This is a genomic window from Compostibacillus humi (assembly GCF_014637175.1).
Classification (GTDB): domain Bacteria; phylum Bacillota; class Bacilli; order Bacillales; family Amphibacillaceae; genus Oceanobacillus; species Oceanobacillus humi.
Map to the genome: position 1 here is coordinate 46,032 of NZ_BMEV01000012.1, position 14,892 is coordinate 60,923.

18 protein-coding genes and 1 other annotated feature are annotated in these 14,892 nt (G+C 42.2%); of the genes, 13 read left to right on the forward strand and 5 right to left on the reverse strand.

Annotated elements, in window-relative coordinates:
* Nucleotides 1-7: 7 nt before the first annotated feature.
* A complete protein-coding gene (ehuB, locus tag IEV18_RS04785; protein ID WP_229733551.1) occupies nt 8-934 on the reverse strand; it encodes an ectoine/hydroxyectoine ABC transporter substrate-binding protein EhuB in 927 nt (308 codons plus the stop codon).
* 325 nt (nt 935-1,259) lie between these two features.
* On the opposite strand from ehuB, the gene ytzI reads away from it, so the two are divergent.
* The 7 genes from ytzI (at nt 1,260) to proS (ending at nt 6,350) form a co-directional block, all read left to right on the forward strand.
* On the forward strand, nt 1,260-1,418 hold the full coding sequence (ytzI, locus tag IEV18_RS04790) for a YtzI protein (RefSeq protein WP_188391240.1): 159 nt from the start codon (nt 1,260-1,262) through the stop codon (nt 1,416-1,418).
* Nucleotides 1,419-1,473: 55 nt separating this feature from the next.
* Nucleotides 1,474-2,097, forward strand: coding sequence for a glycerol-3-phosphate acyltransferase (locus tag IEV18_RS04795; protein ID WP_188391241.1), 624 nt, complete (start codon nt 1,474-1,476; stop codon nt 2,095-2,097).
* A 20-nt stretch (nt 2,098-2,117) separates the two neighbouring features.
* Nucleotides 2,118-2,603 carry a DUF456 domain-containing protein gene (locus tag IEV18_RS04800; protein ID WP_188391242.1) on the forward strand — a complete coding sequence of 162 codons (486 nt, stop codon included), beginning with the start codon at nt 2,118-2,120 and terminating at the stop codon, nt 2,601-2,603.
* 24 nt (nt 2,604-2,627) lie between these two features.
* Complete coding sequence (gene thiD, locus IEV18_RS04805; protein WP_188391243.1) at nt 2,628-3,470, forward strand: bifunctional hydroxymethylpyrimidine kinase/phosphomethylpyrimidine kinase; 843 nt, start codon at nt 2,628-2,630, stop codon at nt 3,468-3,470.
* A gap of 1 nt (nt 3,471) precedes the next feature.
* Nucleotides 3,472-4,029: a cysteine hydrolase family protein gene (locus tag IEV18_RS04810; protein ID WP_188391244.1), complete on the forward strand. Its 558-nt coding sequence runs from the start codon at nt 3,472-3,474 to the stop codon at nt 4,027-4,029.
* Between the two features lie 18 nt (nt 4,030-4,047).
* On the forward strand, nt 4,048-4,578 hold the full coding sequence (locus IEV18_RS04815; RefSeq protein ID WP_188391245.1) for a GNAT family N-acetyltransferase: 531 nt from the start codon (nt 4,048-4,050) through the stop codon (nt 4,576-4,578).
* 51 nt (nt 4,579-4,629) lie between these two features.
* Nucleotides 4,630-4,852, forward strand: a binding site (T-box leader).
* Between the two features lie 58 nt (nt 4,853-4,910).
* On the forward strand, nt 4,911-6,350 hold the full coding sequence (gene proS, locus IEV18_RS04820) for a proline--tRNA ligase (RefSeq protein WP_188391246.1): 1,440 nt from the start codon (nt 4,911-4,913) through the stop codon (nt 6,348-6,350).
* A 33-nt stretch (nt 6,351-6,383) separates the two neighbouring features.
* Here the strand turns inward: proS and IEV18_RS04825 are convergent, their stop codons facing one another.
* The gene (locus IEV18_RS04825; protein ID WP_188391247.1) at nt 6,384-6,863 is read right to left on the reverse strand and encodes a glutathione peroxidase; all 480 of its coding nucleotides are present in this window, start codon (nt 6,861-6,863) and stop codon (nt 6,384-6,386) included.
* A 77-nt stretch (nt 6,864-6,940) separates the two neighbouring features.
* Nucleotides 6,941-7,912, reverse strand: coding sequence for an oxygen-dependent tRNA uridine(34) hydroxylase TrhO (gene trhO / locus IEV18_RS04830; RefSeq protein WP_188391248.1), 972 nt, complete (start codon nt 7,910-7,912; stop codon nt 6,941-6,943).
* Between the two features lie 317 nt (nt 7,913-8,229).
* Between trhO and cspD the strand changes: the two genes are divergently transcribed.
* Entirely contained in the window at nt 8,230-8,427 is a 198-nt protein-coding gene (cspD, locus tag IEV18_RS04835; protein WP_188391249.1) for a cold-shock protein CspD, read from the forward strand.
* A 21-nt stretch (nt 8,428-8,448) separates the two neighbouring features.
* The gene (locus tag IEV18_RS04840) at nt 8,449-9,207 is read left to right on the forward strand and encodes a class I SAM-dependent methyltransferase (RefSeq protein ID WP_268235411.1); all 759 of its coding nucleotides are present in this window, start codon (nt 8,449-8,451) and stop codon (nt 9,205-9,207) included.
* Nucleotides 9,208-9,264: 57 nt separating this feature from the next.
* Here the strand turns inward: IEV18_RS04840 and IEV18_RS04845 are convergent, their stop codons facing one another.
* Complete coding sequence (locus IEV18_RS04845; RefSeq protein ID WP_188391251.1) at nt 9,265-10,137, reverse strand: NAD(P)-dependent oxidoreductase; 873 nt, start codon at nt 10,135-10,137, stop codon at nt 9,265-9,267.
* Between the two features lie 169 nt (nt 10,138-10,306).
* Between IEV18_RS04845 and IEV18_RS04850 the strand changes: the two genes are divergently transcribed.
* Nucleotides 10,307-10,990 carry a TraR/DksA C4-type zinc finger protein gene (locus IEV18_RS04850; protein ID WP_188391252.1) on the forward strand — a complete coding sequence of 228 codons (684 nt, stop codon included), beginning with the start codon at nt 10,307-10,309 and terminating at the stop codon, nt 10,988-10,990.
* A gap of 49 nt (nt 10,991-11,039) precedes the next feature.
* Nucleotides 11,040-11,246, forward strand: a complete 207-nt coding sequence (locus IEV18_RS04855; protein ID WP_188391253.1) for a zinc ribbon domain-containing protein — start codon at nt 11,040-11,042, stop codon at nt 11,244-11,246.
* A 44-nt stretch (nt 11,247-11,290) separates the two neighbouring features.
* Here IEV18_RS04855 and IEV18_RS04860 read toward each other — a convergent pair whose 3' ends face one another.
* A complete protein-coding gene (locus IEV18_RS04860; protein ID WP_188391254.1) occupies nt 11,291-12,619 on the reverse strand; it encodes a S1C family serine protease in 1,329 nt (442 codons plus the stop codon).
* A 127-nt stretch (nt 12,620-12,746) separates the two neighbouring features.
* Between IEV18_RS04860 and IEV18_RS04865 the strand changes: the two genes are divergently transcribed.
* A complete protein-coding gene (locus tag IEV18_RS04865) occupies nt 12,747-13,430 on the forward strand; it encodes a response regulator transcription factor (RefSeq protein ID WP_188391255.1) in 684 nt (227 codons plus the stop codon).
* Nucleotides 13,431-13,432: 2 nt separating this feature from the next.
* Nucleotides 13,433-14,773, forward strand: a complete 1,341-nt coding sequence (locus tag IEV18_RS04870) for a sensor histidine kinase (protein ID WP_188391256.1) — start codon at nt 13,433-13,435, stop codon at nt 14,771-14,773.
* Nucleotides 14,774-14,892: the final 119 nt, after the last annotated feature.

The following is a 14,892-nucleotide window of genomic DNA, read 5'->3' on the forward strand; positions in this document are numbered from 1 at the left end:
TTGTGAATTATATTTCCCCGTTACAAATAGCCTCTGTCGTCACTTCTCCAGGTTGAACCATATTCATTTCTGCACTAAAATAGTTTTTTTCAAGTAATTCGGCAACGGTGCCGTCTTCTTTCAGCTTTTCTAAAACTTCGTTGTATGCATCCCTAAGGTCAGCGTTTTCTAAACTGAATGCAGCCGCTCCATAGCTTGGAACTCCATCTACATCTGGCTGTTCGAATGATTCAACAAATTCCAAATCATCAGAATCCAGAGATTCCAAAGCCATCTTCACGGTCATTTCTGTCCCTGTTGTTGCGTCCGCACGTCCGGATTGCACAGCAGAAAACGTCGCTGGAATGTCTGGTGCAGTTACAATCTGGTTTTCACTTACCCCTTCTTCTTTTAGAAAACCAATTTCGGTAGTACCTTCCATTACGACCACGGTAACATCCGGGTTTGCTGCAATATCTTTATAGCTTTGTAATCCTAACGGGTTCCCTTTCGGTACAATTAATCCTTCACCATATTTCATTTCCGGTTCACTGAATAGGGCATTTTCACACCGTTCAGGCAAAATGGCCATGCCTGCCGTGACAACGTCAAACTGTCCTGCTTGAAGGCCAGGAATTAATTGGCTGAAATCAGCTAGTTTCGCATCCATATTGTCAATGCCCAGCTCAGCAAATACAGCTTTGGCAATATCAACGGCAGCTCCTTTTAATTCTCCTTCTTCTTCATAGGCATAAGGCTTTTCATTTGCAAAACCGACAGTGACAGTTCCTTTTTCCCGTAACTCTTCTAATTTTCCTCCGTCACCGTCACTTCCCCCGGAATCAGCTGATTCCGAACCATTTTCCGAACCGCATGCGGCTAGGAATATGGCTAGTCCAATAGCCAATGTTGGAAAAAATTTCTTTAAAATAATAAAAACCTCCTTATTTTTCACGCTCCTAATTGTCCTCTCCTCTGCTGGAACCGATAAGAAAAGGGTACACTTTCAATGATAGGTTTTATTAATATGAGTCTCAAATGCTATATTTTTTGATATTTCCCAATTATATGCAGTATAAAGGCCTGTAGTTTGTCTGATGAGAGTATGCAGAAACATCCTGGCAAATGGTCTAATATCCTCTTGTTTCCTCCAATTTCGCTAAATTTGAGCTTTCCGGCATGCGAACAAAAATTTTATTGCGAAGTGTATGTTCTCTCATAAATTGTTATTGAGTTCACAGACAGATTCATATAATCTAAACATAATAGGAGGGATTCTAATGGGAACTTTGGAAATCATCGTGCTATCAGTTATTGTAGTCATTCTTGTCTTTGTATTGACTGTTTTTCAAATTAATAAAAGCTACGCTTATAAACATAGTGTAGATCCTCTTCCAAAAGAGGATGGAGAGAAGAAGGAAATGGCTAATAAAAGCTAAGACTGCCATTTCTTAAAAAGGTATATTTCCGTACGGAATAAAAAAGGGGGAAAACATGTTTTTATTCATTTCCATTTTCCTAGGCTATGTTTTTGGGTGTATTCACGGTTCCCAAATCATAGGAAAATATAAAAATATAGATATTAAAAATGAAGGTGTAAAAAATGCAGGAGCATCGAACACAACCATTCTGTTAGGCTGGAAGTACGGTATCATTGTCGGGATTATCGATATATTTAAGGCAACCTTTGCTGTATTGGCCGTTCTTTATTTAGCCGAGTATTTCAGCATACCACAAGAGGCTAAAACATTATATGTATATGTTACGGTACTTTTTGTCATTATCGGGCATAACTTTCCGATTACAATGAAGTTTCAAGGGGGAAAAGGAACCGCATCCCTTGTCGGATCGCTGCTCATTATCGATTGGAAAATAGCGGTCATCGGCATTGGTGTGCTTTTGCTCGTTTCCTTGCTGACAGACTATCTTGTCATCGGTGTCCTTTTCATGTATATCGCCTTTTTTGTCTCCACTTTTGTTTTATACGATGTCATTCCTGAAATTATTGCCGGAATCCTGTTGATTCTCAGCTTTTTGAAACATCTGGAAAACTATCGCCGTATTATAAATAAGGATGAAAGGAAAATTTCCAGCATGTTTAAAAAGAAAGCTTCTTAATAGGCAGGAGGACACCGGTCATGATTGACTTCTTACTTTGGCTCGTGATTATTCTTTTCTTTATTTTAAGTTTTGCCGGGATCCTTTTTCCCGTCATTCCTTCGGTATTATTGCTATGGGCAGGTTTTATTATTTATCACCTGTTTATTCATTCCGGGGAGCTTGGTCTTTTATTTTGGATCGTAATGGGATTGTTTACCATCATTTTGTTTGTCGCAGATATTCTCGCCAACAGTTATTTTGTCCGAAAATATGGCGGCAGCAAATGGGGAGAGCGGGGGGCAGCAGTTGCGGTAATCGTTGGTTCCTTTATTTATCCCCCGCTAGGAATTATTATTCTTCCATTCATTGCCGTATTTGCAATCGAGCTGTTCCAGCAGCGAACTGCCCGGGAAGTATTAGGCGCCTCCATCGGGTCATTACTTGGGTTTCTGGGCGGTTCCGTTGCGAAAGTTCTGATTCAACTTATTATGATTATGTGGTTTTTTGTCGTAATATTAATCTAGACTAGAAAGAAAGAGGTAATATATATGGCAAGACCACCACGTGTGATGACTTTTGCTGGAGCTGCAGCTGGCGGAAGCGCCGGGATTCAGGCTGATATAAAGACATTTCAGGAAATGGACGTTTACGGAATGAGTGTGATTACCGCCATTGTCGGCAGGCATCCGGAAACGAAGGAAAATGTTCATCCAATGACCATCGAAGCGATCGAAGCCCAGTTTTATACTGCGATGAAACAAGTAGGGGTTGATGGACTAAAGACAGGAATGATGTTTTCTGTCGAAATCATCGAAACGGTTTCTTCTTTAATAGAAGATTTGGACGGAAAAGCGATTGTCGTAGACCCGGTTATGGTAGGAAAAATGAAATCCAAATTACTAAAAGATGATGCAATCCTCGCTTTGAAAGAACGGCTAATACCGAAGGCAACGATTATAACTCCCAATGTCATTGAGGCATCAATTTTGCTGGATGACCGGCCGATTGAAACCGTGGATGATTTGGCAGCGGCAGCAATGGATCTTCACTCCTACGGTTCTCCATATGTGTTAGTGAAGGGTGGCAGGCTGGAAGGTCCGGCCATCGATGTACTCTATGACGGCAAGACACTGACGTTTTATGAAGCACCGAGAATTGACACGGACCATACGAGTGGTGCAGGCTGTTCCTATTCAGCAGCAATTGCGGCCCAATTGACGAAAGGCAAAAGGGTGGAAGATGCAGTTCTTATCGCGAAAAGCTTTGTGACGACAGCCATTCAGCATAGCTTTTCCTATACGAATATTGTTGGACCGACGTACCATGCAGCAGAGAGGAATTTTGGAAAGGCCCATGAAATTAAAATAACGAACAGAGAGGGGAGAGGTTAATATGGGAAATACAAAGCGGGCATTAATTAACGTCGATTATACATACGATTTTGTGGCAGCGGACGGCGCGTTAACTTGCGGTGAGCCTGGGCAAAACATTGAAGAAAAAATAGCTGAAATAACGAAGGAGTTTATCGAACAGGGCGATTATGTCGTGTTTGCCATTGATGCCCATAAAGAAGGGGATACTCTCCATCCGGAACACCGTCTATTCCCGCCCCATAATATTATCGGGACAGCGGGAAGGGACTTATACGGCAAATTAAAGGCTGTTTATGAAGAACATAAGGATAAAGACAATGTTTACTACTTTGACAAAACCCGGTACAGCGCTTTTTGCGGTACAGATTTAGAATTAAAATTGCGGGAGCGGGGCATTAAAGAAGTGCATATTGTCGGCGTTTGTACCGACATCTGTGTTTTGCACACGGCGGTGGATGCTTATAATAAAGGATTTGACATCGTCATTCATAAAGATGCGGTAGCAAGTTTCAATGCCCAGGGTCACGAATGGGCGCTGGGGCATTTTGCTGACACTTTAGGGGCAAAAGTAATATAAAAGGATGCAGCTGAAACGATGATTGGATTATTTTCTGAGGAAAAATGGAATGGCTGTTATGTAAAAGCTGCTGAGGAAAAGGATATGGAGCCGGTAACTGCCCTGCTTAAAAAGTCTGCAGCTTGGCTAAAGGAAAAAGGGGTTTCCCAATGGACGTATTTGCTCCATGCTGAGAATAACGAAGAGATTCCAAAAGATATATTGGCAGGGAACACGTATGTTGTGAAGAAAGATAATAAATACGTTGCAACCTTTACGATCTATGAAGAACCGTCAGAATGGGATTATGAACTGTGGAAAGACAATTTGAAAGATGCCTATTACCTGCACCGTTTTACCGTCAACCGAACGTATAAAAATCAAAATGTCGGAAGCGAGCTTCTTCAGTGGATTATTGCGCATCTTGAGGGAAAGGACTGTCTGCGCCTTGATTGTGTTGCGGATAACAAAATATTAAATGAGTTTTATTTGCAGGCAGGATTTACTTTAAAAGCTTACAAAAACTATGGAACAGATAAGATGTCCCTGTATGAAAAACAGTTATGGTAAAATCTTGACTTTACAAATGCATATCGATATATTTAGGTTAATAAATGAAAAGCAGAAACGATGATGGGGATTAGTACAATTTGTCCGTCTTTTCCAGAGAGGAAATGGTGGTGGAAATTTCCAAAGACACAAATTGGAACCTGCCTCTGGAGTTCGCCTTCGGATTAGCATACGCTTTGAAGAAGTGCGCGGTTTATCATACCGTTATCAGTAAGAGTGTGTAAACAAACATGTTTACAAACAAGGGTGGTAACGCCAATCCTCGGTCCCTTATCGGATGGAGGATTTTTTTGTTTCCGAATAAATGAGATCATGTAATGGGGTGGTTTTAAATGGGTAAGAAAAATAAACAGTTTGTGGAAAAAATTACAGCGATGGAAGAGGATTTTGCCCAGTGGTATACGGATGTCGTAAAACAGGCAGAACTTGTAGATTACGGGTCTGTCCGCGGGACGATGATTATCAAGCCGTATGGTCATGCCATTTGGGAAAACATTCGCAATGAATTGGACCGGAAAATAAAAGAAACAGGACATTCCAACGTGTCCTTTCCGTTATTTATTCCGGAAAGTTTGCTGCAAAAGGAAAAGGATCACGTAGAAGGTTTTGCGCCGGAAGTTGCCTGGGTAACCCATGGCGGAGATGAGGAACTTGCAGAAAGACTTGCCGTACGTCCAACTTCTGAAGTTCTGTTCTGTGAATATTATTCCAAGAATATTCATTCCTACCGTGATTTGCCAATGCTCTATAACCAATGGGCTAACGTGGTCCGCTGGGAAAAAACGACCCGTCCGTTCTTGCGCTCCTTAGAATTTTATTGGCAAGAAGGCCATACCGCCCATGCAACGGATGAAGATGCGGCAGAAGAGACACGCAAAATGTTAGATGTCTATACGGATGTAGTGGAAAATTACTTGGCGATTCCTGTACTTCGCGGCAGAAAGACGGAAAAAGAGAAGTTTGCCGGGGCAAAATATACGTTAACGATTGAAAGTTTAATGCACGACGGGAAGGCGCTTCAGTCGGGGACATCTCACCATCTCGGAACATCCTTTGCAGAGAACTTTGATATTACCTATTTGGATGAAAACGGCAAGAGCCAATACGTCCATCAAACGTCCTGGGGAGTAACGACCCGTCTGATCGGTGCGCTAATTATGGTGCATGGAGACAACCGCGGTCTAGTCATTCCGCCTCGCATCGCTCCAATTCAAGCGATGATTGTTCCGATTGCCCAGCATAAGGAAGGGGTACTCGATAAGGCGTACGCACTCCGTGACCGCTTAACAGAGATTGTTCGTGTCGATATCGATGACAGCGATAAAATGCCTGGATGGAAGTTTAATGAATACGAAATGAAAGGTATCCCTGTCCGTATTGAAATGGGACCGAAGGATATCGAGAAGGAACAAGTTGTTCTCGTTCGCCGGGATACGTTAGAAAAAGAATTCGTATCACTTAGCGAATTGGAGACCCGCTTGCCAAAACTGTTGGAAGAAATCCAGCAAAATCTGTACGACAAAGCATTGGCGCACCAAAAAGAAATGACGTCCGTAGCAACGAATATGGAAGAATTTAAAGAGACGCTGGAAAACAAAGGCGGATTTATTAAAGCGATGTGGTGCGGCGACATCGCATGCGAGGAAAAAATCAAAGAGGAAACGACAGCAACTTCCCGCTGTATTCCATTCGAACAGGAAAAAGTGGCGGATACTTGTGTATGCTGTGGCAAAGAAGCAAAAGAACTCGTATATTGGGCAAAAGCTTACTAAAGATAGCGCGGCAATTGTATGCCGCGCTATTTTTTATGACGCGAGCAGTTTCTCGATGTGCTTTGCAATGCTTTCCGGCTTCGTCTGAGGAGCGAATCGTTCCACTGCTTCTCCTTCTTTATTTACAAGGAACTTTGTAAAATTCCATTTAATGTTTTCTGTCAGCATTCCTTTCGTTGCTTTCTTCAAATATTGAAATAAAGGGTGGGCATTTTCCCCGTTCACATCGATTTTTTGAAACATCGGAAAGGTGACACCGTAGTTTGTTTGGCAGAAGTTTAATATTTCTTCATTGGAATCCGGATCTTGATTGCCAAATTGGTTGCAAGGAAAGCCGAGAATTTCAAAACCTTTGTCTTTATATGTATCGTATAGGTCTTGCAACCCTTGAAACTGTGGGGTAAAGCCGCATCTGCTTGCTGTATTCACAATAAGAAGCACTTTGCCTTTATAATCTGCCAGCGACTTTTCTGTCCCGTCCATCGTTTTTACCGTAAAAGAGTAAACAGTCATTCCTTATCCTCCTAACTAAATGTGCATTGCTGCAAATATAAAAAAGGGACAGCCAAATACATGGCTGCCTCCATCCATTACGCCCCCGCTTCTAACGTTTCGCCAATTGCAGCGAGTCTTTCTTCAACTTCTTCTTTCGTTAAGTTATGTTCTTTTACATACAAGTTATTAGGATGTACACGGCATTCATGGGTACAGCCCCGCAAATATTTATGCTCATTTTCTTCAGAGCAAAGAATTTGTTTGTTGCATTCCGGATTGGCGCAGTTGACGTACCGCTCGCAAGGCTCGCCGTCAAAATAGTCTCTGCCGACGACGACGTGTTCCTTCCTGTTAATCGGCACGGCAATCCGCTCATCAAAGACGTAACATTTGCCATCCCATAATTCTCCCTGAACTTCCGGGTCTTTGCCGTAAGTGACGATTCCGCCGTGGAGCTGGGCAACGTCTTCAAAACCTTCTTTGATCATCCAGCCGGTGAATTTCTCACAGCGGATGCCGCCGGTACAATACGTTAAAATTTTCTTTCCTTCAATAAGATGACGGTTTTTCCTTACCCATTCCGGCAGTTCCCGGAATGTTTCAATATCAGGTCGAATGGCTCCGCGGAAATGGCCCAAATCATATTCATAGTCATTCCGTGTGTCTAAAATAACGACATCGTCCCGCTGCATCGCTTCATACCATTCTTTCGGACTGAGCATTTCCCCGGTCAGTTCCTGCGGGTTGACATATTCCTCTTCATCAAGACGAAGGGTAACGATTTCTTTCCGGTGCCGCACATGCATTTTCTTAAAGGCATGTCCATCATGTTCGTCTACTTTAAATACCATATCAGCAAAACGAGGGTCTTCGTGCATCGTTTCCATATATTTATTCGTTGCTTCCACCGTTCCGGAAACCGTGCCGTTGAGACCTTCTTCTGCTACTAAAATACGTCCTTTTAATCCGAGGCTTTTGCAAAAATCCAAATGTTCTTTTGCAAATGTTTCCGGATCGTCAATCGTGACGAATTTATAATACAATAATACTCGATAATCTTTTGTCATATTTACCACCTGTCCCATTTATATTTGCAAGATACAAATGTGGGGTGATTTTTATTTTTATCTTGCAAACAATAATTTTACCACGTTTTTAACGTTATTACTATACGTATAGTGAAAACCTATATATTCAAAATAATTCCATTAAAGCAGCCGCTGAAAAAATTTTCCATAAAAAGCTTGCAATTTGCTTTGGAACATAGTAAAGTTAAGAGGCAAAAGGAAATTGAGTAATACTTTACGACCTCTTATTCAAGAGCTGTAAAAGTATGAAAGGTTCAATTGTTTTGCAGCATACTTGTATAAGGAGGTCATGATAGATGACTGGAAAAGTAAAATGGTTCAACGCTGAAAAAGGCTTTGGTTTCATCGAACGTGAAGATGGTGACGATGTATTCGTACACTTCACAGCGATTCAAGCAGAAGGTTTCAAAACTCTTGAAGAAGGTCAAGAAGTAGAATTTGAAATCGTTGAAGGCAATCGCGGACCACAAGCAGCTAACGTTGTTCGCTTATAATAACAAGAAAGGCTTATCTCCTTGGAGATAAGCTTTTTTTATATTTCATTTAAAGGGTTTTCCGACAGTTCTGTCGAAGAAAGGACAGAAAGGAAGGTGAACCAGATGATGGAGTGGAAAAAAGCAGCGGAACAGCAATGGAATGCTCGGGCTCAATCCTGGGACGATCGAAGTGAGAGTATATGGGAAGACGGGAGCAGAAAAGACATTATCCCCTTTTTATCCAAATTTATTCCGGAAAAAAGCACTGTTTTAGATGTAGGCTGCGGCAACGGTTACAGTACATATCAGCTGGCGAAATTGGGATATGAAGCTGCTGGGGTTGATTTATCGTCAGAAATGATTGCCATTGCCAAGGAGAAATTTCAACATAACCATTTAACCTTTTTGCAAGGGGATATCCAACAACTGCCTTTCCCCGATGATACTTTTGACGGGGCAATGGCAGTCACCGTCTTGGAATGGACGCCGGACCCATTACAGGCATTGTTGGAAATGAAGCGAACGATAAAAAATGACGGCCATCTTTGTATAGGTTTGCTTGGTCCCACCGCTGGACCGAGGTCGAAGGGGTATCCAAGACTCTATGGCGAGAAAGTTATTTGTAATTCGATGATGCCTTGGGAATTACTGAAATTAGCCTCAGATCAGCAATTACACTATGTCGACGGATTTGGCGTATATAAAAAAGCTGTACAAGAGAAGCACATTGAAGGATTGCCGTTAGAGTTAAAGCAAGCCTTATCCTTCATGTGGGTATTTATGTTTCAAAAGAGGTAATGCTGGTGCTATAAAAAACAGCTGGATGCAATTTCCATGCTCCAGCTGTTTGCGTATTTATTCAAATAATTTGATTAATGCTTGTGTACCGCTATCTGCTTCGCCCTTTTCTGCCAGTTCTTTATATAAGCGCAACGACAATTCGAGACCAGGGGTGGAAAGCCCCATTTCTTTTGCAGATTCCAAAGCAATTGTCATATCTTTAATAAAATGTTTCACGTAAAATCCTGGGGCAAAATCACCTTTTAACATCCGCGGGCCGAGTTTTGACAAAGAAAAACTTCCTGCAGCACCGGTGGAGATGCTTTCCAAAACCTTTTCCGGATTTAGTCCGGCTTTCTTCGCATAAACGATGGCCTCGCAAACACCAATCATATTGGAAGCAATCGTAATTTGATTGGCCAATTTTGTATGCTGGCCGCTGCCGGCACCGCCCTGCAGGCGAATATTTTCTCCCAGGACTTCAAAAATCGGCATCATCCGCTGAAATACATCTTCATCTCCTCCGACCATAATCGCCAAAGTGCCATTTTTCGCGCCGATATCACCGCCGGAAACTGGAGCATCCAAGGCAAAGATATTTTTTTCCTTTGCTTTCCTGTAAATGTCTACCGCTAATGACGGTTTGGATGTCGTCATGTCAATGACATAAGTATGTTCTTTTGCATTTTCTAGTATACCTGCCTCGCCAAAATATACTTCTTCCACATCTTGAGGATAACCGACCATTGTAATAATGACATCAGACGATGCCGCCAGTTCCTGAACGGAATTTTTCCATACCGCTCCATGTTCGATTAATTCGGCTGCTTTTTCTTTCGTACGGGTATAAACATGAAGAGGGAATCCTTCCTTTTGCAAGTTTCTAGCCATGCTTTTTCCCATGACACCGGTTCCGATAAACCCAATGACGGATTGCTTTGTAATCATTCTTATCATGCTCCTTCTGACAAAAATTTATTGTTATAGATGGTTTCGATAAATGTAGGCAAAATTCCTCTTTTCTGTTGGCATCATTTGGGAAAGCAATTTGTGAATCATTCATCTGCTTTTACACATAGTATATTTAGACTCAAATGGAAATGGAGGAGTTGCTTCCATGCTAAATCAAGAACAAATAGCCCGCTGCAAAAAGCTATTGCAAGATCGGCAGCACACATTAATTGAGCAATTGCAAGACCCTTTTGGCCAAGAGACGGAAATGATGAAGGAATCGGTTGGGGAATTATCCAATTATGATAACCATCCGGCAGATCAAGGCACCGAGCTATTTGAAAGAGGGAAGGATATTGCCCTCAATGAACATGCGGAGCGAGAATTGGAAGACATTAATGCCGCATTGCATGCCATTGAAGAAGGCACTTACGGTATATGTACCGTATGCGGAGAAGATATTCCGTATGAGAGGCTGCTTGCCGTACCGGAAACAGATACATGTATTAAACACGCAAAGGACAACACCTTTGACCGGGAGCGGCCGATTGAAGAAGAAGTATTTTCGCCAAATATTAATCCGAACGAAGTGACCGACGAAGAACAGGTCGGTTATGACGCCGAGGATGCCTGGCAGGAAGTAAGCCGCTATGGGACATCAGAAACGACGGCAGATTTTTTTGCTGACAATGAAGATTACGATGGAATGTATCCAAACAGTGAGGAAAATATCGGGTACGTGGAAGAGTATGAAAATTTTGCTGCTGCAGACCTTTATGGTAAGGCATCTGGGGTAACGTATCATCATAAAAAATATGAAAAAGATGAAGATGAAGCGGAAGAATTTTGAAACGAATTTCCCCTTTCGCCTTAACAATTAGTAAAAGGGGTGAGTTTAGATGAATGAAGAGAAGGGATGCAAAAAATGCGGCAGCACCAGGGCTAATTCGAAAAAAGTCGCCATGACCGGCACCGGGTTTACGAAGATATTTGATATTCAACAAAATGAATTTACGGTCGTTTACTGTGAGGACTGCGGTTATTCGGAGTTTTATCATACGAAAAGCAGCAAGGGAAGCAATATTTTAGATGCCTTTTTTATCTGAAAAAGAGCAAAGACCACCTAAGAAAAAGGCGGCCTTTGCTTTTTTTATTCGTCCTGATTTTCGGCTAACTGAAGTTCGGTCGTATGCCGTTTTCCGTCCCGGATATATTCTACTTCAATCATGTCGCCAACGGCAGTTTCGGTATATAAATATTTCCGAAGTTCCAAAATAGATGTCACTTCATTGCCGTTAATTTTCGTAATCACGTCAAATTGCTGCAATCCTGCTTTATCGGCAGGCGAACCTTTTTGCACACTGGCAACGACCATTCCGCCTTCCACATCGTCCGGCAGCTGTATTTCATACCGATATTGCGGCGGCACTTGATATAGGGCAGCAGTAGTGATGCCAATTTGCGGGCGGACGACTTCTCCGTTTGTTTCCAGCTGCTCAATAATCGGAAATGCGGTATCTACCGGAATGGCAAAGCCGATTCCTTCTACAGCGCTTTGGGCAATTTTCATTGAATTGATGCCAATTACTTCTCCGTCGGCATTTACTAATGCACCGCCGCTATTTCCCGGATTGATGGCTGCATCCGTTTGAATGACTTCTGTCATCCAATCCGGCTGGCGGTCTCCGTCGGTATCCACCGGAACGGAACGGTTTAATCCGCTAATAATTCCTTTCGTTACCGAATTGGCAAACTCCAATCCTAACGGATTGCCGATGGCAAGAACCGTTTCCCCGACAACGAGGTCTCCTGATGAACCGATATTTGCTACCGTATGAATGTTTGTTCCATCGATTTCCAGTACGGCGAGATCCGTCAACGCATCTTCGCCAAGGACTTTCGCAGGCAGTCTCTCTTCATCGTTCAGCACTACTTCAATTTCCTTCGCACCGTCCACGACATGCTGGTTTGTAACAACATACGCTTTACCGTTTTCTTTTTTGTAAATAATGCCGGATCCGGTCCCGGCTTCTTCACTTTCCTGCCAAATGCTATATTGCTGTAAGTTAACGACGCCGACAACGGCTTCCGCTACCTCCTGAATGTTCGCAGAAACTTCCGCATCTTCCGCTGACAAGTTTTCGATGATTGGAGTTGCTGTTGCTTCTACGGCAGCGGAACTGGATGCACTGTTTCGTGTTCCGGTATCCAACGGGATGATGCCGCTGAAAAAGAGGTAAAAAACGAGCAGTGCAGATGCTGTTCCGCCAATAATGCCGCCGAGAATTCCGCTTAGCCAAGGTTTAGCTTTCCTTTCCTTTTTCCGGCCAGCTGTCTCGTCGGAGGTATTTTGAATGGATGAAATAGTTTCCTGGTATTTCCGTCTTTCTATTTCCTTGGCAAAAAGGTCCTCCTCTTCCTGATAGGAGGAAATTTCTTCGTTCTCTCTTCGATTTGGATTGTTTTCATAGGAATCCATCGCAATCACCTTCGTCTTTGTTATTGTTGTATACTAGTAATTATAAAGGACCCATTGTGAAATGATTTGGCAAAAATGTGGAATAAATGTGGAATAAACGACATGAAGCAAGTAAAGGTGGTGCGCTATGAAATATTATATCGGAATTGTCGAAGATGATACAAATATCCAAAACATTGTAGCTGCTTATCTTAAAAAAGAAGGATTTAAAGTTGAATTAGTCAGTTCCGCTGAGGAAGCGATGGAATTATGGAATAATCATCCGCCGGATATGTGGATTTTAGATATTATGCTTCCGGGGATGGACGGGTATGAATTTTGCAAACGAATCCGCCGGGAAAGCAACGTTCCGATTATTATTATTTCGGCGAAGGATGATGAAATCGATAAAATTCTGGGATTGGAACTTGGCGGAGACGACTATTTAACAAAGCCTTTCAGCCCGAGGGAATTGGTAGCCCGGGTCAAACGTTTGTTTCAACGGACGGAAGCAGCAAAAACAGTTGTTACTGCCGGAGAAAATAAAATAAAAGCCGGTGATCTGCTTATTTATAAGGAGGACCGGAGGGTATTTTGGCAAGGGAAGGAAGTGGACGTAACGACAAAGGAATTTGATATGCTGCTGTATTTAGCCGAGCATGAAAATCGCGCCTTTTCCCGGGAAGAATTATTAATGACCATATGGGGCGATGACTACTATGGCAGCGATCGGGCGGTGGACGACCTCGTCAAACGCATCCGCAAAAAAATACCAGACATCCCATTAGAAACGGTTTGGGGTTATGGATATCGGCTGCGGATAGAGGGATAAAGATGAAATTACAGACCCAGCTAAGTGTTGCATTTACAACTTTATTGCTCGTCGTCATGGCGCTCGTCTCCTATGTTGTCTATTCATTAATTTTAGATTTATTAATTCAGGATGAAAGGCGCCAGCTGGAACAGACGGGAGAAATATTAGTCGATATTATTAATCAGCAGTATAGCACTCCCCGGGATGTGGAACAGTTTTATGAAATATTGCGGGAACAGGATTTGCAAATGCTTTTATATAATCACCGCCAAGATGTTGTCCTGTTTTCTACCTTGCCGACGGAAATACTGCAAATTTTTTATCAGCGAAACGATTTTTCCGATGCTTCCAAGCAAATTTGGGAATACGGCAAGGAAACTTTCGTCACTTCCAGAATTACCGTACTTCCGGAAAATTCAGGCTTAGAATTGATTTTGCTGACCTCGGTAGATGATTTAAGACAGGTGCAGCAAAGTTTTTTATTGCGGCTCATTTTTGTTTTTCTCATCGGTGCAAGCATTGTTGTGTTGTTAACCCATTATTTAACGCGCAAATTGGTAACTCCTTTAACTTTGCTGAAATGGCAATTAAAACGAATCGAAAAGCGCCAATTTAATCATATTGAACAGATTAAGGCGACTGGGGAAATTAAAGAAGTTGCAGACAGCTTCTATGAGATGGCAAGTGAACTGGAGCGGTATATCCATGCACAGCAAGCCTTTTTCCAAAATGCCAGCCATGAATTAAAAACGCCGTTAATGACAATTCAAGGATATGCGGAAGGAATTAGGGATGGCATTTTTGATGAAGAAGAGATGAAAAAGGGATTGGAAGTAATGGTTCAAGAAGTGAAACGGCTGAAAAAAATAATTAATGAAATGATTTTGCTTGCCAAATTAGAATCGGAACGGGCTGTTTACGAACCGGAAAAGGTAAATTTAGAGTCGTTAATTACTCTGGTTGTTGACCGGGTCATGCCGATTGCCAGCGAAAAAGGAATAACTATTTACCATCAGGCAGAAAATAATGTTAATGTATTTGCGGATAAAGATAAAATGCTCCGAGCGATATTAAATGTCGTCATGAATGGCATTCGTCACGCAGCAACGAAAGTCGATATCGCTGTTTCTTCCGCCGGAACCGAAGCAGAAATCATTATCGAGGACGATGGAAAAGGAATCGATGAAACGGTTAAAGCCCACATTTTCCACCGGTTTGTCAAAGGGAAAAACGGGGAAACCGGGTTAGGCCTGGCAATTACAAGGGCAATTGTGGAACAATCGAACGGCAAAATTTCGGCAGGACATTCGAAATACGGCGGAGCAAAATTTATCATTACTCTTCCAATAAGCAAGGAGTAAAAGCAGTTTAAGTTTACCCAAAAATAAAGCTTGACTTTGAAACAAAAACAGGCATCCGAAAATTTGGTGCAAAAGAGCACTTTTGGATGCCTGTTTTTCTCTCTATGGATCCAAAATGG

Coding starts and splice junctions, on each gene's coding strand:
- ytzI (WP_188391240.1), top strand. CDS start 1,260: ATGGGAACTTTGGAAATCATCGTGCTATCAGTTATTGTAGTCATTCTT.
- IEV18_RS04795 (WP_188391241.1), top strand. CDS start 1,474: ATGTTTTTATTCATTTCCATTTTCCTAGGCTATGTTTTTGGGTGTATT.
- IEV18_RS04800 (WP_188391242.1), top strand. CDS start 2,118: ATGATTGACTTCTTACTTTGGCTCGTGATTATTCTTTTCTTTATTTTA.
- thiD (WP_188391243.1), top strand. CDS start 2,628: ATGGCAAGACCACCACGTGTGATGACTTTTGCTGGAGCTGCAGCTGGC.
- IEV18_RS04810 (WP_188391244.1), top strand. CDS start 3,472: ATGGGAAATACAAAGCGGGCATTAATTAACGTCGATTATACATACGAT.
- IEV18_RS04815 (WP_188391245.1), top strand. CDS start 4,048: ATGATTGGATTATTTTCTGAGGAAAAATGGAATGGCTGTTATGTAAAA.
- proS (WP_188391246.1), top strand. CDS start 4,911: ATGGGTAAGAAAAATAAACAGTTTGTGGAAAAAATTACAGCGATGGAA.
- IEV18_RS04825 (WP_188391247.1), bottom strand. CDS start 6,863: ATGACTGTTTACTCTTTTACGGTAAAAACGATGGACGGGACAGAAAAG.
- trhO (WP_188391248.1), bottom strand. CDS start 7,912: ATGACAAAAGATTATCGAGTATTATTGTATTATAAATTCGTCACGATT.
- cspD (WP_188391249.1), top strand. CDS start 8,230: ATGACTGGAAAAGTAAAATGGTTCAACGCTGAAAAAGGCTTTGGTTTC.
- IEV18_RS04845 (WP_188391251.1), bottom strand. CDS start 10,137: ATGATTACAAAGCAATCCGTCATTGGGTTTATCGGAACCGGTGTCATG.
- IEV18_RS04850 (WP_188391252.1), top strand. CDS start 10,307: ATGCTAAATCAAGAACAAATAGCCCGCTGCAAAAAGCTATTGCAAGAT.
- IEV18_RS04855 (WP_188391253.1), top strand. CDS start 11,040: ATGAATGAAGAGAAGGGATGCAAAAAATGCGGCAGCACCAGGGCTAAT.
- IEV18_RS04860 (WP_188391254.1), bottom strand. CDS start 12,619: ATGGATTCCTATGAAAACAATCCAAATCGAAGAGAGAACGAAGAAATT.
- IEV18_RS04865 (WP_188391255.1), top strand. CDS start 12,747: ATGAAATATTATATCGGAATTGTCGAAGATGATACAAATATCCAAAAC.
- IEV18_RS04870 (WP_188391256.1), top strand. CDS start 13,433: ATGAAATTACAGACCCAGCTAAGTGTTGCATTTACAACTTTATTGCTC.